This is a genomic window from Sphingobacterium corticis, assembly GCF_042684745.1.
GTDB classification, from domain to species: domain Bacteria; phylum Bacteroidota; class Bacteroidia; order Sphingobacteriales; family Sphingobacteriaceae; genus Sphingobacterium; species Sphingobacterium corticis.
This window is the reverse complement of the sequence record NZ_JBHUMA010000006.1, coordinates 1,588,396-1,607,715: the sequence shown is the minus strand read 5'-3', so window position 1 is coordinate 1,607,715 and position 19,320 is coordinate 1,588,396. Positions and strand designations below refer to the sequence as shown.

Annotated in this window: 15 protein-coding genes; 5 read left to right on the top strand and 10 right to left on the bottom strand. The window is 40.0% G+C overall.

Annotated features, from left to right (window positions below; genetic code table 11):
• Positions 1-33: 33 nt before the first annotated feature.
• Complete coding sequence (locus ACFSQ3_RS12845) at positions 34-837, bottom strand: response regulator transcription factor (protein WP_380869953.1); 804 nt, start codon at positions 835-837, stop codon at positions 34-36.
• Positions 838-1,297: 460 nt separating this feature from the next.
• Here ACFSQ3_RS12845 and ACFSQ3_RS12840 point away from each other — a divergent pair, with 460 nt between their 5' ends.
• The gene (locus ACFSQ3_RS12840) at positions 1,298-2,434 is read left to right on the top strand and encodes a PDDEXK-like family protein (RefSeq protein WP_380869952.1); all 1,137 of its coding nucleotides are present in this window, start codon (positions 1,298-1,300) and stop codon (positions 2,432-2,434) included.
• A 420-nt stretch (positions 2,435-2,854) separates the two neighbouring features.
• Here ACFSQ3_RS12840 and ACFSQ3_RS12835 read toward each other — a convergent pair whose 3' ends face one another.
• The gene (locus ACFSQ3_RS12835; RefSeq protein ID WP_380869951.1) at positions 2,855-4,096 is read right to left on the bottom strand and encodes an NYN domain-containing protein; all 1,242 of its coding nucleotides are present in this window, start codon (positions 4,094-4,096) and stop codon (positions 2,855-2,857) included.
• Positions 4,097-4,404: 308 nt separating this feature from the next.
• On the opposite strand from ACFSQ3_RS12835, the gene katG reads away from it, so the two are divergent.
• Both katG and ACFSQ3_RS12825 read left to right on the top strand, forming a co-directional pair.
• Positions 4,405-6,675: a catalase/peroxidase HPI gene (gene katG, locus ACFSQ3_RS12830; protein WP_380869950.1), complete on the top strand. Its 2,271-nt coding sequence runs from the start codon at positions 4,405-4,407 to the stop codon at positions 6,673-6,675.
• Positions 6,676-6,829: 154 nt separating this feature from the next.
• Positions 6,830-7,732, top strand: a complete 903-nt coding sequence (locus ACFSQ3_RS12825) for a TIGR01777 family oxidoreductase (RefSeq protein WP_380869949.1) — start codon at positions 6,830-6,832, stop codon at positions 7,730-7,732.
• A 26-nt stretch (positions 7,733-7,758) separates the two neighbouring features.
• Here the strand turns inward: ACFSQ3_RS12825 and ACFSQ3_RS12820 are convergent, their stop codons facing one another.
• Positions 7,759-8,427 carry a YiiX/YebB-like N1pC/P60 family cysteine hydrolase gene (locus tag ACFSQ3_RS12820; RefSeq protein ID WP_380869948.1) on the bottom strand — a complete coding sequence of 223 codons (669 nt, stop codon included), beginning with the start codon at positions 8,425-8,427 and terminating at the stop codon, positions 7,759-7,761.
• Positions 8,428-9,027: 600 nt separating this feature from the next.
• Here ACFSQ3_RS12820 and ACFSQ3_RS12815 point away from each other — a divergent pair.
• On the top strand, positions 9,028-9,843 hold the full coding sequence (locus ACFSQ3_RS12815) for a M12 family metallopeptidase (RefSeq protein ID WP_380869947.1): 816 nt from the start codon (positions 9,028-9,030) through the stop codon (positions 9,841-9,843).
• A gap of 89 nt (positions 9,844-9,932) precedes the next feature.
• Here ACFSQ3_RS12815 and ACFSQ3_RS12810 read toward each other — a convergent pair whose 3' ends face one another.
• The 6 genes from ACFSQ3_RS12810 to ACFSQ3_RS12785 all read right to left on the bottom strand — a co-directional run bounded on the left by ACFSQ3_RS12810 (position 9,933) and on the right by ACFSQ3_RS12785 (position 15,991).
• Positions 9,933-10,922: a beta-ketoacyl-ACP synthase III gene (locus ACFSQ3_RS12810; protein WP_380869946.1), complete on the bottom strand. Its 990-nt coding sequence runs from the start codon at positions 10,920-10,922 to the stop codon at positions 9,933-9,935.
• Positions 10,923-11,212: 290 nt separating this feature from the next.
• Positions 11,213-11,893, bottom strand: coding sequence for a superoxide dismutase (locus ACFSQ3_RS12805; protein WP_380869945.1), 681 nt, complete (start codon positions 11,891-11,893; stop codon positions 11,213-11,215).
• Positions 11,894-11,977: 84 nt separating this feature from the next.
• Complete coding sequence (locus ACFSQ3_RS12800; protein WP_380869944.1) at positions 11,978-12,559, bottom strand: Crp/Fnr family transcriptional regulator; 582 nt, start codon at positions 12,557-12,559, stop codon at positions 11,978-11,980.
• Between the two features lie 15 nt (positions 12,560-12,574).
• Positions 12,575-14,458, bottom strand: coding sequence for a mechanosensitive ion channel family protein (locus ACFSQ3_RS12795; protein WP_380869943.1), 1,884 nt, complete (start codon positions 14,456-14,458; stop codon positions 12,575-12,577).
• Positions 14,459-14,534: 76 nt separating this feature from the next.
• On the bottom strand, positions 14,535-15,134 hold the full coding sequence (locus tag ACFSQ3_RS12790; RefSeq protein ID WP_380869942.1) for an alpha-ketoglutarate-dependent dioxygenase AlkB family protein: 600 nt from the start codon (positions 15,132-15,134) through the stop codon (positions 14,535-14,537).
• Positions 15,110-15,991: a bifunctional helix-turn-helix domain-containing protein/methylated-DNA--[protein]-cysteine S-methyltransferase gene (locus ACFSQ3_RS12785; protein WP_380869941.1), complete on the bottom strand. Its 882-nt coding sequence runs from the start codon at positions 15,989-15,991 to the stop codon at positions 15,110-15,112. The genes ACFSQ3_RS12790 and ACFSQ3_RS12785 overlap by 25 nt, the downstream gene beginning before the upstream one ends.
• Positions 15,992-16,190: 199 nt before the next feature.
• Here ACFSQ3_RS12785 and ACFSQ3_RS12780 point away from each other — a divergent pair, with 199 nt between their 5' ends.
• Positions 16,191-17,942 (top strand): chloride channel protein, encoded by a 1,752-nt coding sequence (locus tag ACFSQ3_RS12780; protein WP_380869940.1) that lies wholly within the window; start codon positions 16,191-16,193, stop codon positions 17,940-17,942.
• 20 nt (positions 17,943-17,962) lie between these two features.
• Here the strand turns inward: ACFSQ3_RS12780 and ACFSQ3_RS12775 are convergent, their stop codons facing one another.
• Positions 17,963-19,243, bottom strand: a complete 1,281-nt coding sequence (locus ACFSQ3_RS12775; RefSeq protein ID WP_380869939.1) for a deoxyribodipyrimidine photo-lyase — start codon at positions 19,241-19,243, stop codon at positions 17,963-17,965.
• Positions 19,244-19,320: the final 77 nt, after the last annotated feature.

Genomic DNA, 19,320 nt, shown 5'->3' with positions numbered 1-19,320 from the left:
TCGCGCTGGTACCAGTTATCAGCGCGATTTTTTTTAACAAATCTTCGCTGTCTTTTTTAAATTGTACACAAATTCTTTCGGACTAATACCGAACTGCTTTTGAAAGTTGCGCGTAAAATGGGAAGGTGTACTAAATCCCAATTTATTAGCAATTTCATATACTTTATATTCTCTATCACTTAATAACTGAGTAGCCTTTTTCAAACGCGTTATATTGATCAATTCATTTGGCGACAAATCAGATAATGCTTTGATTTTACGATACAGCGTTGGTCTGCTCATGCACATCCGCTCCGCCAACATGTCTACGCACAGTGATTGCTCCGACATATTTTCAGTAATCAACGTATTTAAACGATCCAAAAACTGCTGATCACCTTTCGGGTGTGATGCGGACTCCTCTTCCTCCGATGTGGATTGCGGCTGATTGTAATATTCGCGAATTGATTTTCGATTGCGTAACAAGCTGGCAATTTGCGCTTGCAAGAAATTTGGCGAAAATGGTTTTTCGATGTATGCATCGGCACCAAATTCCAACCCTTCAATTTTCGATTGCAAACTATTCTTTGCCGTTAACATAATAAAGGGAATATGGCTATAAAGCGCATTATCTTTGACAGCTGTGCAAAATTGATATCCATCCATCACGGGCATCATCACATCACTAACAATCAAGTCAACCGGGTGCAAACGAATATATTCGAAAGCCTCTTTACCGTCAGATACTTTCACCACACTGTAATTATCCTCTAGATCTTCGGCAATAAAATCAAGAATGTCCGGATGGTCATCTGCAATTAAAATGGTAGCTTCCATTTGGTTTATTGGATTCATCATAGATTTCTTTAGGTAGCTCTATGTCAAATATATCAAATAAAAAAGAAAATCCTGAAACGGGAATTTCAGGATCTTCGACAAACCAATTATTAACCAAACGTTTTCATAAAAACAAAACTAATGCCATAATTGGGAACTTTTAAAAATTTATCGATTTCAGCCAAAAAAAAAGGCCTGAAGCGGGAATGACTAACAAAGCATAAGATCTTAAAGATGTATTACACGTTAAATGTACGAAAGTTACATTGCCGAGGGATTATAAAGGAAATTTTGAGGGATGTTAAATAGAATTACAGAATGGGTTGATACCGATTTATTAACGGCTTAAATTGCAGTTAGAAGAGGTTGGAATTTCAGAGGAGATAATTGAGCCTAAAAAGCCGAAAACGAGAGCAAAAAAAAACAAAATAGTGGTACAAATGAGGAGATATTATTTATCTCCTTTTTTTATGTTTGCTAGATGAACATACCAAAATTATTATCTGACTTATCGGAATTAAAGAACCACTACGACCGCAAAGAGGATCGGTTAAATACAAACCTCTTTGCTCTTCTACATAAAATAGATGAAGAAGTGAAATTGCATTCAAGGTTTATAAGTTATCTTTTATCTCCCAAATCGAGTCATGGAATGAGAGATCAATTTTTAAATCAGTTCTTGAAAATATTAAATGTACCTACTCAATTATTTGATAGTTCATTACCATGTGTTATAATTCCTAATGAGGCTAACATTATCGAATATAGAGAAATAGATATTCTTATCAAAAACACAAACAAACAAGCTATAATAATTGAGAACAAAATTAATGCGAGTGATTCAATTCATCCCGACAAGCCTTGTGGATACAGGGGGCAGTTGGAACGTTATTACAATACAATTTTAACTGGTAAGGACGCAAAAGGTAAATACGATCCGAATCATCATTGTAAAGATGTTTCAGTTTTTTATTTGTCTAACAACAAACCGCTCAACCCTGAAACAGTAGGGTGTGCAAAAAATGTCAGAGCAATAAACTACAGTGCGGAAATTAGAAATTGGTTGCAGAACTGTATTAACATAATTCCATCGGATAATTACCCACTAATTTACAACATTAAACAATATCTAAATCTCGTTAACAAAATGACCTATAATGATCTATCAAAGAATGAAAAATTGGAACTCAAAGATTACGTTGCAAATGATTTACAGGCTAGTAAATATTTAGTGAACAACTTCAAGCACGTAAAATGGCATGCAATTGACGACTTTTGGATGTATTTAAAGGGGAAGTTGGAGAATATGACTGGTAAAGAAGTATTCTTGTATCCTGAAGGCTTTGCTAAAGCGATCACGAATACAACCCACCTTAATAAACCTGATGTACATGGCGTGACCTTTTGGTTAAACGATAGTCAATGTTATATATGTCACGATGCGAATGGATTAACATGGGGAGATGTTAGTAATCCAGAAGAAAACAGACCCTTCCAACACCAAAGTGTAGCAGGTATTCGGTTTGATAATTTTGAATTAGACAGTACATTTGATGTCATTAATTCGCAGAATAAAGAACAGATTGTCAATCAAATCCTAGTAGAATTACAAAGTTAAAGGTGACTATCACAGCCACCTTAGTTACATTTACCCTACATGAAGTAAGGCGTTGGGGATAGCTTGAGATTTAAAATCATCTGCACTATTTCAAGTGTAAGCTTAACTAAAATCAAAAACGCTGCGCATCTTTTTATGTTATAAGAGCAATTAACGTGTAATAAATATGAAGGTAATCAATGTTTATTACGCGTGATCGACTCCGCAGATTATTAGTTTTTTTAGCTGATATAAGTGTGTGCAAATCCCGTTAAATCCAGCCAAAAAAGAAGGCCTGAAGCGGGGAACTTCAGGCCTTCATACTAACTAACCAATTATTAACCTATTATGAAAAAATTACTACTACCTATAAAACGGCGTTAATTTCTAATTAGTATCAACGATTAGTTGGCTTAACTTTTTTTAACAATCGATGTGCGCTTATGCCTTTTTAACAAAGGTAAAGGTGTTTTCATCTACTTTGGTTATCTGCAATTGTACACCTTCCGCTAAGCCAAGTTGCATGGCTGCAGCCTTACCCAAGTTTACAGTATGCGAACGGTGGCCGTGATGGGAAAACGAACATTCAAATTCATCTTCAATTTTAATCGTTATTTTTTGAGAACGCGTTGGAAAGAATGGTTTCAAATCTTTCGTAATCCTGATTTGATTTTTACGTACATCATCCGCAGTGATTTTATTTCCCGGACTTGGTACGGTAAATTGTAACTGTTCATTTGCGCTGTGTTCAATAGCTTTTACCTCCGAAACTTCTTTCGTTTCAGTAATTTCTTTAGTTACCTTTTCTGATTTGGCCTCTTTCGTTGGTTTAGTATCCTTCGGCCGTTCTACGTCGGTAGTTTTTTGTTCAGGCTGTTGCGATTCGTTGGTCAGGATGTTTCGTACATAATAAAGTTTGTTTCTAGATTTTTCATTTGTACGCTCGTCGACCTCAAAATCTTTTTTCCGGGATTTGAATAGATGTGAAATTTTTTCAAATCCATAGTTTCGTGCATCAAAATCAGGCATGCGCTTGATTAACAAATTGCCGATTTCGCCCAAGAATGCCCATCCACTTTCGTCGGCAGTATCATCTACCGTATCTTTAAGTAATAGCAGAATATCTTCATCCAATGAACTTATTTCCTTAACGGCTGGCTTCGGCGTTGGTTTGTTCGTGTTGTTTACGCCATTTTGTGGTGGAGGATTTGTCTCGGAGTTCTTCTTATTGGATTTCGACTTTTGTTCCAGAATTTCCACATAGATAAATTTATCGCAAGAAGCAATAAAAGGTTTTGGCGTTTTACGTTCGCCAATTCCTATAACCAATTTACCTGATTCACGTAAACGAGTCGCCAAACGAGTGAAATCGCTATCGCTGGAAACAATACAAAATCCATCAACTCGATCGGAGTGTAAAATATCCATGGCATCAATGATTAATGCGGAATCAGAAGAGTTTTTTCCTTGTGTATAGCTGTATTGTTGAATAGGCGTAATCGCGTGGGTCAGTAAACTAGATTTCCAATTTTCAACAAAAGGATTGGTCCAATCGCCATATATTCGCTTAATCGTCGGCGTACCATATCGATTCACTTCTTTAAGAATATCTTCTATTTTTTTATAAGACACGTTATCGGCGTCTATCAGCATTGCGATGTGCTGGTCTTTTCGATCTGCCATGTGGTTTCAGTGAGCAATTTTTCTGCTTAAAGGTAACGATATTCTGCGCCAACACAAACAGCGTAATTTTGAACGCTTATTCCAAAACAAAGCCGCATCGTTGTATGTTATGCATGCGAGCGGTTTTGTGTAAAAAGAAGTGATGCTGTAACCAATGACTTTTGCCGAAAAAATGTAAGCCTGCACATAGTTTTTAGTTATATCATCATAGAATGAATTGATTTTTTCGAAGGCATCAAATACAGTAATTTTACAATTATCCATTAAATCAGAAAATAGACGATCATATATCTTAATTACAATAACACATGGAAAGAGATTCTAACGACGTAGGGAAATGCCCATTTCACCAAGGCAAAGCAAAACACGAAGTAGGCGGTAGGGGCACCCGCAATAGCGATTGGTGGCCAAATCAACTCAAGCTGAATATCTTGAGACAACATTCTTCGTTGTCGGATCCGATGGGAAGCGACTTTGACTATGCCGAAGCATTTAAAAGTTTGGATTTAGCAGCTGTAAAACGAGATTTACATGCACTGATGACGGATTCGCAAGATTGGTGGCCAGCGGATTTCGGACATTACGGTCCTTTATTTATTCGTATGGCTTGGCACAGCGCAGGAACGTATCGCGTAGGCGATGGTCGAGGTGGTGCAGGTGCAGGACAGCAGCGTTTTGCGCCGCTAAACAGCTGGCCAGACAACGTGAGTTTGGATAAGGCGCGCCGATTACTTTGGCCGATTAAGCAGAAGTACGGACAGAAGATTTCTTGGGCAGACTTGATGATTTTAACTGGAAATGTAGCTTTAGAATCGATGGGATTGAAAACTTTCGGTTTTGCAGGCGGTCGCGCAGATGTTTGGGAACCAGAAGAGGATGTATATTGGGGAGAGGAAAAGACATGGTTAGGTGGTGATTTGCGTTATTCACATGGTTCCGATGGTGCGGACAAGCAGCACGGTGTTGTCGTGTCGGACGACGATGCCGACGGAGATACGCATTCTCGAGATTTAGAAAAGCCTTTGGCTGCGGTGCAAATGGGATTGATATACGTAAATCCGGAAGGTCCTGACGGTAATCCTGATCCAATCAAAGCAGCAAAAGATATTCGCGATACGTTCGGACGCATGGCAATGAACGATGAGGAAACAGTGGCATTAATTGCGGGCGGTCACACGTTTGGAAAAACACATGGTGCTGCTCCTTCTGATCATTTGGATAAAGAGCCCGCTGCTGCAGGTTTAGAAGCACAAGGTTTCGGTTGGGAAAATAGTTATGGCAGCGGTAAGGCCGGTGATACGATTACCAGTGGTTTGGAAGTAACGTGGACAACAACACCGACACAATGGAGCAATAATTTCTTTGAGAATCTATTCGCCTACGATTGGGAACTAACAAAAAGTCCAGCGGGCGCTCATCAGTGGGTGGCCAAAAATGCAGAAAATACTATTCCTGATGCGTTTATCGAAGGTAAAAAGCATCTGCCAACGATGCTGACTACGGACTTGTCTTTAAAGTTTGATCCAGAATATGAAAAGATTTCGCGTCATTTTTATGAAAATCCAGATGCTTTCGCAGATGCATTTGCGCGAGCTTGGTTTAAGTTAACGCACCGCGACATGGGGCCACGCGAATTGTATTTAGGTCCAGAAGTTCCTTCGGAAGTTTTGATTTGGCAAGATCCTATTCCAGCAGTTGACCATCCGTTAATTGACGCATCGGATGTTGTCGAATTGAAAGAACAGGTGCTGAATTCGGGATTGAGTATTTCGGAATTAGTATCAACAGCTTGGGCTTCGGCGTCTACGTTCCGTGGGTCCGACAAACGCGGTGGTGCAAACGGCGCACGTATTCGTTTGGCTCCGCAAAAAGATTGGGAAGTGAACAATCCTGCGCAGTTGCAAAAAGTTCTTGCTGCCTTAGAAAAGATACAAGCAGATTTCCAACAAAAGCAGAACAATGGAAAGAAGGTTTCTATTGCAGATTTGATCGTATTGGCGGGTGATGCTGCGGTAGAGAAAGCGGCTAAAGATGGCGGTTTCGATTTGCAGTTACCATTCCGTCCCGGAAGAATGGACGCCTTGCAGGAGCAAACGGATGTTGAATCTTTCCAATATCTAGAACCTTTGGCGGATGGATTCAGAAATTATCATCCAAAACAATATACCGTTTCATCGGAAGAATTTTTAATCGATCGAGCGCAGTTGTTGACCCTTTCCAGTCCGGAATTGACGGTTTTGGTTGGTGGTCTTCGTGTACTCGGTGCAAACTACGATGGATCTTCAGATGGCGTATTTACGGATTCGATAGGAGTTTTGAGCAACGATTTCTTTGTGAACTTGCTTGATATGCGTACGGCTTGGAAAGCCACTTCGACAGATAAACAGCGTTACGAAGGGACTTGTCGTACCTCGGGTGAGGGAAAATGGACAGCTAGCAGAGCTGATTTGGTATTTGGATCGAATGCAGAACTACGCGCTATCGCCGAAGTTTACGGTAGTGGAGATGCTAAAGGGAAATTTATTGAAGATTTTGGTAAAGCATGGACAAAAGTGATGCACTTAGATCGCTTCGATTAAGCAATAAGTTTGCATAAATCAATTTGAAAAGCGCATTTCTAATGAAGTGCGCTTTTCTGTTTTTCTACTATCTTTTGCTAGAATATTGTGGGACGCAACAATTCATCTAGTTTCGTGTTGATCTAAAAAGGCTTTCAACGTTTAAATGTCTGCTATGAAGAATTTATTACTTTCCGGAGGTACGGGTTTCATTGGTTCCAAGTTGGTTAATCATCTTTTAGAAGCTTTTTCCGATTTGTCGATTCACATTTTGGTGCGCGATAAAAAAGCAACGAAATCTCAACCACGTATTCATTATTGGGAATGGAATCCCGAGAATGGAGAAATAGCTAGCGAAATTCCCAAAAATATCGATACGATCATTCATTTGGCGGGCGCGAACATTGCAGAGAAACGCTGGACGAGTAAACGCAAAAAAGTGCTATTAGAGAGTCGTACGAAAAGTAGTGCATTATTGGTGGATTGGGTAATTTCTAATGATGTCCCAGTGCAACGATTTATATCTGCATCTGCAATAGGTTGGTATGGAGAAGCTAATGGTGCTCGTCCATTTGAAGAACAAGATCCCGCCGGAAATGATTTTCTTGCTCAGGTTTGCGAAGCTTGGGAAGCAGCTGCTCATCCACTTATCGAGCATGGCATACGAACGGTTTTTATACGAACAGGTTTGGTATTAAGTCCGGAGGGTGGTATGTGGAAGGAGATGAAAAAAGCATTTGCTTTCCGCGTTGCCCCGCGCTTCGGGAACGGAAAGCAAGTTTTCAGTTGGATTACTTTGCACGATTTGTTGCGGTTGTACACCTTTGCCGCAGTTACAGATGGTATTCATGGACCGATCAATGCGGTTGCTCCCCATCCCGTTTCACAATTAACGTTGATAAAAGCATTGCTGAAAAAGCAATCTAACATTTCAATAACATTGCCAATTCCAGCTTCGATGCTGAAAGTAGGTTTGGGAGAATTATCACAAGAATTGCTAAAAAATGCTCCAGTTTCTGCCGAAAAGGCGATTGGATATGGCTTTAACTTTTTGCAGCCAAATATATCTGATATTTAGAAGATTTGGGGTAGTAACTGTGAAAGTTAATGTTCTTTCGAAAGCTCTCCGACGAGTTTTAGCTTGTCGCTAGCCGCCATTCCGTTTGGATTGCATCCCGGCAATCCTTCCGGTACTTCAATTTCCAATTGCTGATAATGCTTTTTCCAAAAATCGTCAATCTGACCTGTTTTTGGATTAACAAATGTCATTGGTTCTAACTGAAAGATGTGATCGTTGCGAAATGCTCGTTCGACGAAATCTGAACAATACAGCGTGGAATCGTTTAATATATACGAGGTATTGTAAGGTTTTCCAAGCCATGTTTTCGCTACAGTAATCGCGTTCGGAATACTGTGTTGATATTTGTGTTTCAAACGATAAATAACCAGTTTTCTATCCTTTTCCACCTCGTGCTTCAGAAAATGTTCTATGGATTCTCGAATGGAGCCTGTTATGCTATTAGCGTGTAGCACAAAAACAGAATCTACTGTTCGTTCAATCAATGCAATATGATCAAAAGACGTTTTTACTGAGGTTTGCGTTACGCGATCAATAGCGCCGGAAAGGTTTACGTGTGAGGTGCCCACAAATAACAAATCGCCACTTTTTAATGAATCGGTAGTGATCTGTTGGTATGTATAGCTTTGCGCTGTAGCAAATGGTAACCCAATCAGGAACAGTAATATCGATGAAATGAAACTAGAAATTTGCATAATAAAATCGAATTGTTTGCGCAACAAATATCGCGATCTTCGATAGGTAATTCACTTGAATCGTAATAAAGAATAGGATAATTTCTCTATTAAACAAAGAGAGGTGGCCGCGATGCAACCACCTTCTTCTATAGTTGGTGTGATAGTGTCAAATTTACAAACTGATTATCTCAACAAATATGCCAATAAATCAGACTTCACCATTAAAACGAAGATTTTCGAAAAATATTACAATCGCGCTTAAAAAGTTTCCTATCCAAATATTAAATACGCAAAAAAGGCTTTCAACCGGGGAGGTAGAAAGCCTTTAAACTAACCAATTATTAACCTAAAATTATGAATGCACGAAGGTAAGAATTACACGGTTAAACACCAAATTTTGGATCCTTACAAGAGTCTGTTTGAATGATGATAATGTTGGCAGAAATGAATATATTTTAACTTTATTGCATCAATTTGTATGCGGTATTATTGATTCTTTATCAAATTTGATGATTAATTAATTTTTTATAAATTAGCAATATTATCACGCTAACGCCACTTTGAGAATGCTCGTTCCAAAGCGGTTTTATTAATCACATTAAACTATCTTTTATTGCTATGAAAAATCAATTGAAATGGTCGCTTGTATTGTCGATGGGACTCCTTTTAAATGGTTCTTGTCAAAAGGATCCTACGAGTACAGAATTTGAAATACCAAGTGAAGAAGTCAGTACATTTAATCATGACTTTAGCAAGTACATCGGCGATCCCCGCGTGCAGGCATGCCGTGTTGTTAACTTAAATCCAAAAACAGATGAGAGAGCGGCGGCCGAAAATAGAACGCTATGGCAGAATGGACAAACTGTTACTGTGAGTTTTATGGGTGGATCGGAATATGTCCGCAGTCGTGTGATTGCTTATGCGAAACAATGGGAAGAATTTGCCAACATCAAGTTCGAATTTGTTCAAAGCAACGGAATGATTCGCGTAGCATTCATTCAAGGGGCTGGCGCTTATTCCCACATGGGAAGAAATGCACTTGGAGTTCCTGCTAATCAAGAAACCATGAACTTTGGCTGGTTCGATGATAATACTAGCGAGGCAGAATTTAGCAGAACTACGTTGCATGAATTTGGGCATGCTTTAGGTTTGATACACGAACATCAACATCCCGAAGTTGAATTGGATTGGGATCGCGAATTTACCTATCAATATTATGCGGGAGCGCCTAACTATTGGAGCAGACAACAGGTTGATGTTAACTTGTTGAACACTTACACAACGGCTCAAACAACGTTTAATGCGTATGATGAAACGTCAATTATGCATTATCCTATTTTGGGAAGATTGGTAAATCGTAGCAACGACACTCCGGACAACACGGTGTTGTCTGCTGGAGATAAACAGTTGGTAGGCACCATCTATCCATTCTAAGCGTTTGAGACAAAAGGCAAATACGTAAAAAAACGGTGCAACTGATATCAGGTGCACCGTTTACTTATATTACGTAAGATTAAATAGAATTACTCAATCATCCATCTTAATAAGCTGGCTCCCCAAGAGAACCCCGCTCCAAAGGCAGTCAACATGACTAAGTCACCTTTGTTTAATTTTTTTACGTTTTCCCAAATACAAAGCGGAATAGTTGCCGCAATCGTATTTCCTAAATACTCGATGTTAGACAAGGTTTTTCCTTCTTGAATATTAATTTCCTTACCCACCGCATCGATAATTCGTTTGTTGGCTTGGTGAGGAACTAACCAGCTGACGTCATCAATAGTCAAGTTGTTGCGGCTCAATACGTTTCTACACGCATCGCTCATAGATTGTATCGCTTGTTTGAAAACTACTTTGCCATCCTGGCGAATATATTTACGGCCGTTGTCTGCAATTTCCGTATTGAATGGGTAGAGTGATCCTCCAGCCTCGATATTCAAATATTCTTTGCCGGTTCCGTTGCTTTGCAAGAATGCATCAATAATGCCGTCTTCGTTGGATGGCTCCAACCATACCACCCCAGCGCCATCGCCAAACAAAATATTCGTCGAACGGTCTTCAATGTTTACAAAGGAACTAATGTTGTCGGCGCCAACTACTAAAACGTTGCTGTATCTTCTAGTTTCAACCAATGAAGCTCCCAAGTCAAGTGCGTAAAGAAAACCGGAACAGGCAGCATTGACATCAAATGCCCATACATTCGTCAAGCCTAATTTATCGGCAATGAGATTTGCTGTAGCGGGCATAAGCATATCTGGAGTAGATGTTGCTACTAATATCGCGTCGATGTCGGAGATGTTCTTTTTGTATTCCTGAACCATATTTCGGATTGCTTCAACCGCCATGTCGGAAGTAGCTAAATCCTTATCTAAAATCCGTCTTTCTTTGATCCCGGTACGTTTAACAATCCATTCGTCGGAGGTCGCGCACACTTGTTCCAGATCGTAATTTGACCTAACTTGTTGCGGAAGATAACCACCTATCGCTGTGATTGAAGCGTATTGTCTATTATACATGCTTAATGTATCTCTTCAGTCTATATTTCCTATTTCTCAATTTTATTCTTGTTCGCTTAGAGCTAATTATCTAGTACAATGAGAATTGATCATCATAAGCAAGTGCCCACTCACTATGGGCGACAAAAATACATGCAAATATCGGAAAAACTTATTGTAAATCGTAAGTTATTTAGTTAAAACAGTAAATGCATTTCGTCGAGCATAGGGATACGGAACCAGGTTGTAAAAGAAAAGCTGCCTACCATATCAAATGGATAAGCAGCTCGGTGTTTTTCTAAATAAGTAAATTACTTTTTAGTAGCTAAAGCTTCTTCGTATCTACGACTCACTTCTGGCCAATTCACAATGGTCCAAAATGCTGCCAAGTAATCTGGTCTTTTATTTTGATATTTTAAATAGTAGGCGTGTTCCCAAACGTCGATACCCAAGATTGGCGTACCTTTTTTCTCAGCAACGTCCATTAATGGATTATCTTGGTTTGGTGTTGATGTAACAAATAATTTTCCTTTTTTATCTACTGCTAACCAAGCCCAACCTGAACCGAAGCGATCAGCACCAGCTTTGTTTAACTTTTCTTTTAATGCATCCAAAGAACCAAACTCTGCGTCAATTGCTTTTGCCAAAGCCGGACTCGCTTGTGTATTTTCTTTTGGTGTCAAAATGGTCCAAAACAACTCATGGTTATAGTGGCCACCTGCATTATTTCTTACAGCTGAACTTTTCGATCCAACCTTTCCTAAGATTTTTTCGATGCTCTCTTTCTCTAATGGCGTACCGGCAATCGCTTCATTTAGTTTGCTTGTGTACGTTGCTCCATGTTTGCTATGATGAATTTCCATCGTTTTGGCATCCACAGCACGTTCCAACGCATTGTAAGAATATGGAAGTGCAGCTTGCTTGAATTGTGCAAAGGCCGATTGACCCAAAATCAACGCCGAAATCAAAAAAGTAGCTTTATAAATTCTCATTATTTCTATATTTTAATGTTTATTAAGAACAGCTAAAGATAAAGATAGTTTTGTAGCAAGTCGTATTTATGCGGATAAATTGTTCTATTTTTCCATGTTGGAACGAGCACTTTGCCCTCTGATGCGACTTAAACTTACTTGCGTTATTCCTAAATAGGATGCTATGAATTTCAATGGCACACGTCGCAGTAAGCTCGGTTGCTGTTTCATCAATAGGTTGTAGCGCGCTGTGGCAGATAATAATTCCCTCGAAATGATTCGCTGTTCCACTTTTATCAATTCTATTTCAGCCAATTTTCTTCCCCAATTCGCTAAATGAATATCTTTTTCATACAGTTTTTGTAAATCCGAAATAGCAATAGCATACAGTTCACAGGATTCAATCAATGAAATATTGTCGTAGCTGGGTGCATTCATCACATAGCTGATCATCGACAAAACGGCATCACCTTCCTCTCCAAACCAAAAGGTAATTTCGCCTTTCTCTGAATCTGAGTATGCGCGAACGACGCCTTTTTTGATGAGATAAACATGTTTTTCCAATCGATTTGCTTGCATTAATAAATGCCCTTTTTCATGCCGAAAAAGCTTAACGTATGGCTCTATTTTAGCGATAGAATCAAGTGGTAATTGGTAGATGCGATGCAATATTTCGTGTAGTTCCATTGATGGATTTTCGAGTTAATTTTTCCCACTTGGTTTTTCTGTAGGACTTTTCGGCATATCCAAATCGTTGCCATCGCGAACAGCTCGATAATGTGGAGATAACAACTCAATGCCAGCCTCGTGAAATACATCCACCAAATTTTTGTGCAATTCAGAATAAATGATCGCTTGTTTATTAGGGTGTTTCGTGTATGCATTTACTTGGTAGGTTACATAAAAATCATCCAAACTGGTGTTTAAAACAAATGCAGGAGGATCTTTTTCAAGATAAACAACATTGTTGGCGGCTTTTTGCGCTAATTCCTGTACGTTCTGCCAAGGAATCTCATACGACATGGTCAAGTTGGTATGGATAATTAAACCTTTTTCCTGAGAATCTGCACTGTAATTAATGGTATGGCTATTCATTACTTGCGAATTCGGTATGGAAATTACTTCATTTTTAGTGGTGCGAACGCGCGTAACTAATAATGATTTTTCAATAATATCGCCACTGACATCGCCAATCTTAATTCGATCTCCGATAGAAAATGACCGCATATAAGTAAGCACTAATCCGGCGACTACATTTCCCAGCGCGCCAGCAGAGCTAAAGGTAAACAGAACCCCGATGAATACGGAAACGCCTTTAAAAATAGACGAATCCGATCCTGGCAAGTACGGAAAAATCACAATCATTAAAAATGCTAAAAGCAATACGCGCAGGATGTGATAAGTAGGAAGCGCCCAATCTGGGAAGAATCCATTGATTTGTAGGGATCCATTGTGCAATTCGTTAGCAAAAAATTTCAACACCTTCAACCCATATCGGAATACCAAACAGATAACGATGATGGTAATTAGATTTGGGAAATACGCAACTATGGATTCGCCAATCTCACGAAGTGGATTTAAAAAATAGCTCAACAAAACCGGAGCGTAACCTCGCGTGCTTGGAAACAAATTAAATAGCATCGGTAAAGTGAGGTAAATGGCCAATAGAATGAAAACCCATTTCCCAATTGTCACTAACGACCAAAGTAATTTGACCTGCTTATTTGGGGATAGCAGCTGATAACCGCGTATTTGAATCCCGCGAAGCCGTCTTCCCTGATTAGCGATTAGCTTACGGCGAAGCCAAGCTGCAATTTTGTTAATACCAAACATGAGTGCGGCGACAACGCCTAAAATCAATGCCGCACGCAACAATGCGTTTAAGAGATTTTTTAAACTCGTTTCGTCACGGTGTTTTGTAATCGATTGCTTAATGTCGGCCAACTTTTGCTTAGCCAACGAAGCGATGTCGGTATTCAACCACAGCGCGTCCTGATCATTAAAACTAATTACCATCTCATCATTCCAGGCAATAATCCAATTGTTCTCATTTTCAAAAGCACGCAATGAATCTACATGAAAGTCGTAATTGCTGGCTAGATTGCGAATGCGATCTTCTATGGCCATAGAACGGTCGCGCGCTGTGTAACTACCTAAGCTGGTATAGATCCGAAAAATCGTATCCCTAAACGGAACGACCGGAATACCGTCGTTTAACAGTTTTAATGAATCAACCTTTTGTTTTCTTCTTGCTAGCAATATGGAATCTCGGCTTTTTAGCATTCGCAATTCTTCTACCAATTGCTGATTTTGCCTTCTATCATTCCATTCCATATTAATCAGTCGGTTTTCTACCTCCAACCTTTTTAGCGAATCCGTCTTTTGCTGTTCTAATAAGCGCGTCAATTCACTTGCTTGATTATTAATAGCAGAAAGGGTATCTGCTCGTGAAATCAGACTATCGCGTTGTTGCGTAATGAAGGTATTTGCGTTAGAAGTAACAGCAGTAGAAATGACAAGCCAAATGCAAGTGAATGAAAAGCGAATAAACGGAATAAAGGATGTTTTGCTGAGCAGATTAATCATATTAAGCGTAAAATCAATTCGGAACTATAAAAATACAATAATTCCATCGTTTGGGAGAATTTCTCCCCAAACGGGCTTACTTTGGAACGAGGCTGCGGAATGTGAGGTTGATGCGGGGCTGATGAATTTTTTTTGTTGGTGGAATGCGGTGAAGCCAATTCGTTTGCGTTTTGCCCTGCATAACGAGCAAGCTGCCGTGTTCCAAAAATATCTCTACTTTTTCCCCATTTTTCTTGTGCTTCAAAGCAAACTTCCGCTCCGCGCCAAAGCTTACCGATGCAATCGCGCCATGTTTTTTTAGTTCCTTTTCGCTGTCGCTGTGCCATGCCATTCCCTCCGAGCCATCGTGATAAAGATTTAACAAACAAGAATTAAAACGTTCTCCGGTCGCTTCTTCTACGCGCACTTTAATTTGCTGCAACTCATTAGTCCAAGGCAGGGCATATTTCGTTGCATTTGAATAGGTGTATGGATAGGTTTCATCGCCATACCAAGCCACCTTTCTTTTCGTTACAATGCGTTTCCCGAAGAGCACCACTTCATCATGTCGCCATTCGATGTTTTGCATGAGCTGCTCGTATAAAATGTCGGATTCATTCTTGTTCCACACCAATCCATAATATTCGGCACTGCCATCAAAAGGCAAGATTTCTATAATTCTTTCGCTGCTTCCCATCCAATAATTGCTTTTTTTCTTGTTTTTCCCCACATATATCCGCCTAGTTCTCCTGCCGATTGTATAACCCTATGACAAGGAATCAAAAAGGCGATGGGATTTTTGCCAATCGCTGTGCCAACTGCCCGCGATGCGCTAGGATTACCTATTTGCTGAGCAATAGTTCCATAGCTACTGAGCGATCCGAAAGGTATTTTCAATAAGCATTGCCAAACGTGCAGTTGGAATGCGGTTCCTTTTAAATGTAGCTTAATCTCCGGTGCTTCACGCCAGTCCTGCTGAAATATGCGCAACGCATTGTTCTGAAGCTCATTTTCACCTTCGATAAAACGGGCTTCCGGAAATTGAGATTTCAAATGACTGATCGCTTTTTCAGCATCCTCTTCTAAGAAAGCCATATGGCAGATACCCTTTTTTGTGGTAGCAATAAGAATGTTGCCAAACGGGCTAATTGCAATGCGATAGGTAATCGACAAATGGCGCCCCCCGTTTTTATATTCTGCTGGCGTCATGCCCTCCATTTTGATGAATAAGTCATGCAAACGGCTGGTGCTCGATAATCCTGTTTCCATAGCGGTTTCAAACAATGTACTCCTATCGCGATTCAATATGGTTTTCGCGTGTTGCGTGCTTACAAATTGTAGAAATTGCTTCGGCGTAACTCCAGCCCAATCGGTAAACAAACGTTGAAAATGTGTTGGACTCAAATGCACTTGATCCGCAATTTCTTCCAAGCTTGGCTGCCGCTTGAAATTGTCACTTACATAGCGAATAGCTGTCGCTATTCGTTGATAATTAAGATCCATCTGCTCCATTTTGTTATTATTTGTTATGTACAAAATTGCAAAAGATGTCATGTAAATAAAATCCGAAATCTACCAATTTGTATTTATGTATCCCGAAATCGGCAGAAGCAGTTTGTCATTTGTTCGTCTAAATACAAACACAATCCCTAAGTTTGTATCGAAATATTACTATTAATCTTCTTTTCGTCTATTTCACATGAATATGCTTACCAAACTTTACGCCTTCGTCGACAGATTGAATAGTTGGCGAATGCAAAAAATTTCCAACAGAAACTTTATGATTTTGGTGGCTTTGCTGGTGGGGATAGTTGGTGGTTTGGCAGCAGCATTGTTGAAAGGAATGACGCACGGCATTGCAGCATTTTTACAGAATGAGGTGCGTTCTCAATATAAGTATTACATCTACTTACTGTTTCCATTGGTCGGTATTTTGTTAAGTGTGATTTATGTGCGTCGATTTATTCGTAAAAAGGAGTTGGGGCATGGGATGACGCCAATTATGTATGCCATTTCGAGAAATTCCAGTAAAATCGAGCCGCATAACATTTATTCACAAATCGTAACAAGTGCGGTAACAGTAGGTTTTGGTGGTTCTTCGGGTCTGGAAGCGCCGATCGCCTATAGCGGAGCGGCGATCGGATCCAATATTGGACGTTTTTTTGGGTTGAGCTTTCGGGAAGTAACCTTGATGCTGGCATGCGGCGCAGCAGCTGGTATTGCTGGAGCGTTCAATAGTCCAGTTGCCGGAATGATTTTCGCAATAGAGATTCTACTGCCCGAATTTTCTATCCCTGTATTTATTCCTTTATTAATTTCCACCGCTACAGCGGCAGTAATCTCGCGTTCACTATACAGCGAACCATTGTTTCACTTGGTAACTGATGACTGGGTATTCAGTGCGTTGTTCTTCTATATTCTTTTGGGTATTCTGGCCGGAATTTTCTCTATTTATTTCGCCAAGTTGGCAGGTTGGTTGCGTAATTTTTATCAGAAAATCGGAAACCCATATAGAAAGGTATGGGTAAGCGGTGTCAGTTTGGGGGTGTTAATCTTTATATTTCCGGCATTATACGGAGAAGGTTATCTGGCGATTCAGAATATTCTAGATGGCAACCATACCGCTATGTTGGAGAATAGTATTTTCGCTGATTATGCTCAAACCGGAATAATGGTCGTCATATTCGCGGTATGCACCATGTTTGCGAAAACGTTTGCTGCACTCATCACTTTAAACGGTGGTGGAAATGGTGGGGTATTTGGTCCAAGTTTGGTTGTTGGTGGATTGCTCGGTTTTATCTTTTCTTATGGATTGAACCTTACAGGAATGGTAGATTTAAACGTGGCGAATTTTACCGTAGCCGGAATGGCTGGAGCATTAGCTGGAATGATGCACGCGCCATTGACTGCCATTTTCCTGATCGCTGAAATCACAGGCGGCTACGCATTGATGGTTCCGCTGATGATCGTAACGGCAATTGCCTATTTCATCAATCGCGCGGTATTGAAGCATTCCATTTACACGAAAGGATTAGCAGAGCAAGGCGATTTAATCAGTCACGAAGATAAAGATCGTACGGTGTTGAGTATGATGAAGCTACGCTATGTTTTGGAAAATAACTTCACGATTTTGCGACCAGATGAATACGCAAAAGACCGAAGCCACGACATCATACATACCAAACGCAACATTTTTCCTGTAGTAGATTCAGAGTCCAAATTGCTTGGTATAATATACAGTGAACGCTTACTCGAAATTTTGCTAGGCGAACAGCCTGACGGTTTAAAGAAAACGATGGCAGAGCTTGCTGAAAAGCCAATGGATACCATCTCGTTGAATGCCAATATGGAATCGGTGATGCGCAAAATGAATCGAGAGGACGTTTGGATTTTACCGGTTCTGGATGAAGACGGGCGTTATCAGGGATTCGTTTCAAAATCAGCCGTTTTCAATAAATATCGAGCTTTATTGATGCGTCAAGCAGATTATTTAGATAAGTATTAAAGCATAAATTTGCGAAGCAATTAAGAATGAGTCGCGAATTCGTATTCTAATCCTTTCGGATAATTTTTATTCATCAAATCGCGCCAATGGATGGTACTCAAATTATCTTTTGGGCTAGTGCCGACGCCAGCGATGTGCGATAAGTTTCCGTATGTGGTAGCTGGGTTGTAATCCAACAAATGTTCTTCAAAGAATGATGCCGTCTCAAGCCAGTCAGCAGAAGTTTCCTGTATAATGTAAAGCGCTAAAACGGTTCGAGCTTCCGAAGGAAGATTTCCCGTTTTCTTTAAGATATGCACCGCTTGGTCGATAAATTCTTCTCCTGTATTTCCAGATTTCCAATCGATGTTATTGGTTGAATTGTTGGGTTTTATTTCAAGCCATTCAGGAACTACAGCTAAGTGTCCAAATGCTTTGAAATAGACATTTGGATATTTCTTCAACATAAAACGATAGTAATCCCGCCAAAATAAACGTGCTGTTCTGCGCTCCAGACGTTTTTTGTTTTTCGGCGTCATCGCTGCATGCAATTTGTGGTAAATCAAAATAGGAGAAAGCGCTCCCGTTGCCATGTAAGGAGAAAGCAATGTGAAGTCGTGGAAGCTTTTATAATCATCCGCCAAAACGGTTTCCAAATTTTCTAAACCATGTTGCTCGCCTCCGATAAGGCTCTTTTCAGAAACTTCGGCTATTTCCGATTCGCTAAAACCCAATTCAACCAATGTTGGTAAATCAGTTGATTCAAGATGCGCAGGCACTACCATCTTCTCGACCGTGGGCGATACTGCGCGAACTTGACTTTCACGTTCGATTTTTTTCTTAAATGTGGCAAAAGAGTTGGGAATATCTCGGATAGGAAAAGGTAAGTCTTCCTTGTGGTACATCGTATGTCCGATGAAATGTTTAAGGTTAACTCGACTAGTTTGCCAAAGCGCGGATTCAACTTTTTCAGAAATTTGAGTTTCGCGCTGCGCTACCTCGCGGTGATGATAAACCTCATCGATTTCGTACTTCGTTGCTAATCGGGGAATGATTTCCTCGGGATAACCTAAATAAGTCAACAGATCGCCTTGAATACCTTGCAAATCCGCCTTGAATGCGGCTACTGTTTCCAATAAAAATTGCGCGCGAAGGATTCCGGTATTTTTATTTCCGAATTTATTGAGCGTAAAGTAGCGTGGGTCGAAGCAATAAACCGGAATGACGACATCGGCTTTTTGCACTGCTTCGAGCAAAATTTCATTGTCGTGCAACCTTAAATCATTCCTGAACCAAACAAGAATAACCTTCTTCTTCTCCATAAAAATACTTGAATCGAACCTTTGCAAATATAGGGCATCATGTGGTAATTTTGCGGCCAGTTGCTTTATTTGACATG

Excerpts from the sequence above, each read along its gene's own strand:
- ACFSQ3_RS12805 (WP_380869945.1), bottom strand. The coding sequence starts at position 11,893 with ATGAGAATTTATAAAGCTACTTTTTTGATTTCGGCGTTGATTTTGGGT.
- ACFSQ3_RS12815 (WP_380869947.1), top strand. The coding sequence starts at position 9,028 with ATGAAAAATCAATTGAAATGGTCGCTTGTATTGTCGATGGGACTCCTT.
- ACFSQ3_RS12780 (WP_380869940.1), top strand. The coding sequence starts at position 16,191 with ATGCAAAAAATTTCCAACAGAAACTTTATGATTTTGGTGGCTTTGCTG.
- ACFSQ3_RS12840 (WP_380869952.1), top strand. The coding sequence starts at position 1,298 with ATGAACATACCAAAATTATTATCTGACTTATCGGAATTAAAGAACCAC.
- ACFSQ3_RS12790 (WP_380869942.1), bottom strand. The coding sequence starts at position 15,134 with ATGGGAAGCAGCGAAAGAATTATAGAAATCTTGCCTTTTGATGGCAGT.
- ACFSQ3_RS12810 (WP_380869946.1), bottom strand. The coding sequence starts at position 10,922 with ATGTATAATAGACAATACGCTTCAATCACAGCGATAGGTGGTTATCTT.
- ACFSQ3_RS12795 (WP_380869943.1), bottom strand. The coding sequence starts at position 14,458 with ATGATTAATCTGCTCAGCAAAACATCCTTTATTCCGTTTATTCGCTTT.
- ACFSQ3_RS12775 (WP_380869939.1), bottom strand. The coding sequence starts at position 19,243 with ATGGAGAAGAAGAAGGTTATTCTTGTTTGGTTCAGGAATGATTTAAGG.
- ACFSQ3_RS12785 (WP_380869941.1), bottom strand. The coding sequence starts at position 15,991 with ATGACATCTTTTGCAATTTTGTACATAACAAATAATAACAAAATGGAG.
- ACFSQ3_RS12835 (WP_380869951.1), bottom strand. The coding sequence starts at position 4,096 with ATGGCAGATCGAAAAGACCAGCACATCGCAATGCTGATAGACGCCGAT.
- ACFSQ3_RS12845 (WP_380869953.1), bottom strand. The coding sequence starts at position 837 with ATGATGAATCCAATAAACCAAATGGAAGCTACCATTTTAATTGCAGAT.
- ACFSQ3_RS12800 (WP_380869944.1), bottom strand. The coding sequence starts at position 12,559 with ATGGAACTACACGAAATATTGCATCGCATCTACCAATTACCACTTGAT.
- katG (WP_380869950.1), top strand. The coding sequence starts at position 4,405 with ATGGAAAGAGATTCTAACGACGTAGGGAAATGCCCATTTCACCAAGGC.
- ACFSQ3_RS12820 (WP_380869948.1), bottom strand. The coding sequence starts at position 8,427 with ATGCAAATTTCTAGTTTCATTTCATCGATATTACTGTTCCTGATTGGG.
- ACFSQ3_RS12825 (WP_380869949.1), top strand. The coding sequence starts at position 6,830 with ATGAAGAATTTATTACTTTCCGGAGGTACGGGTTTCATTGGTTCCAAG.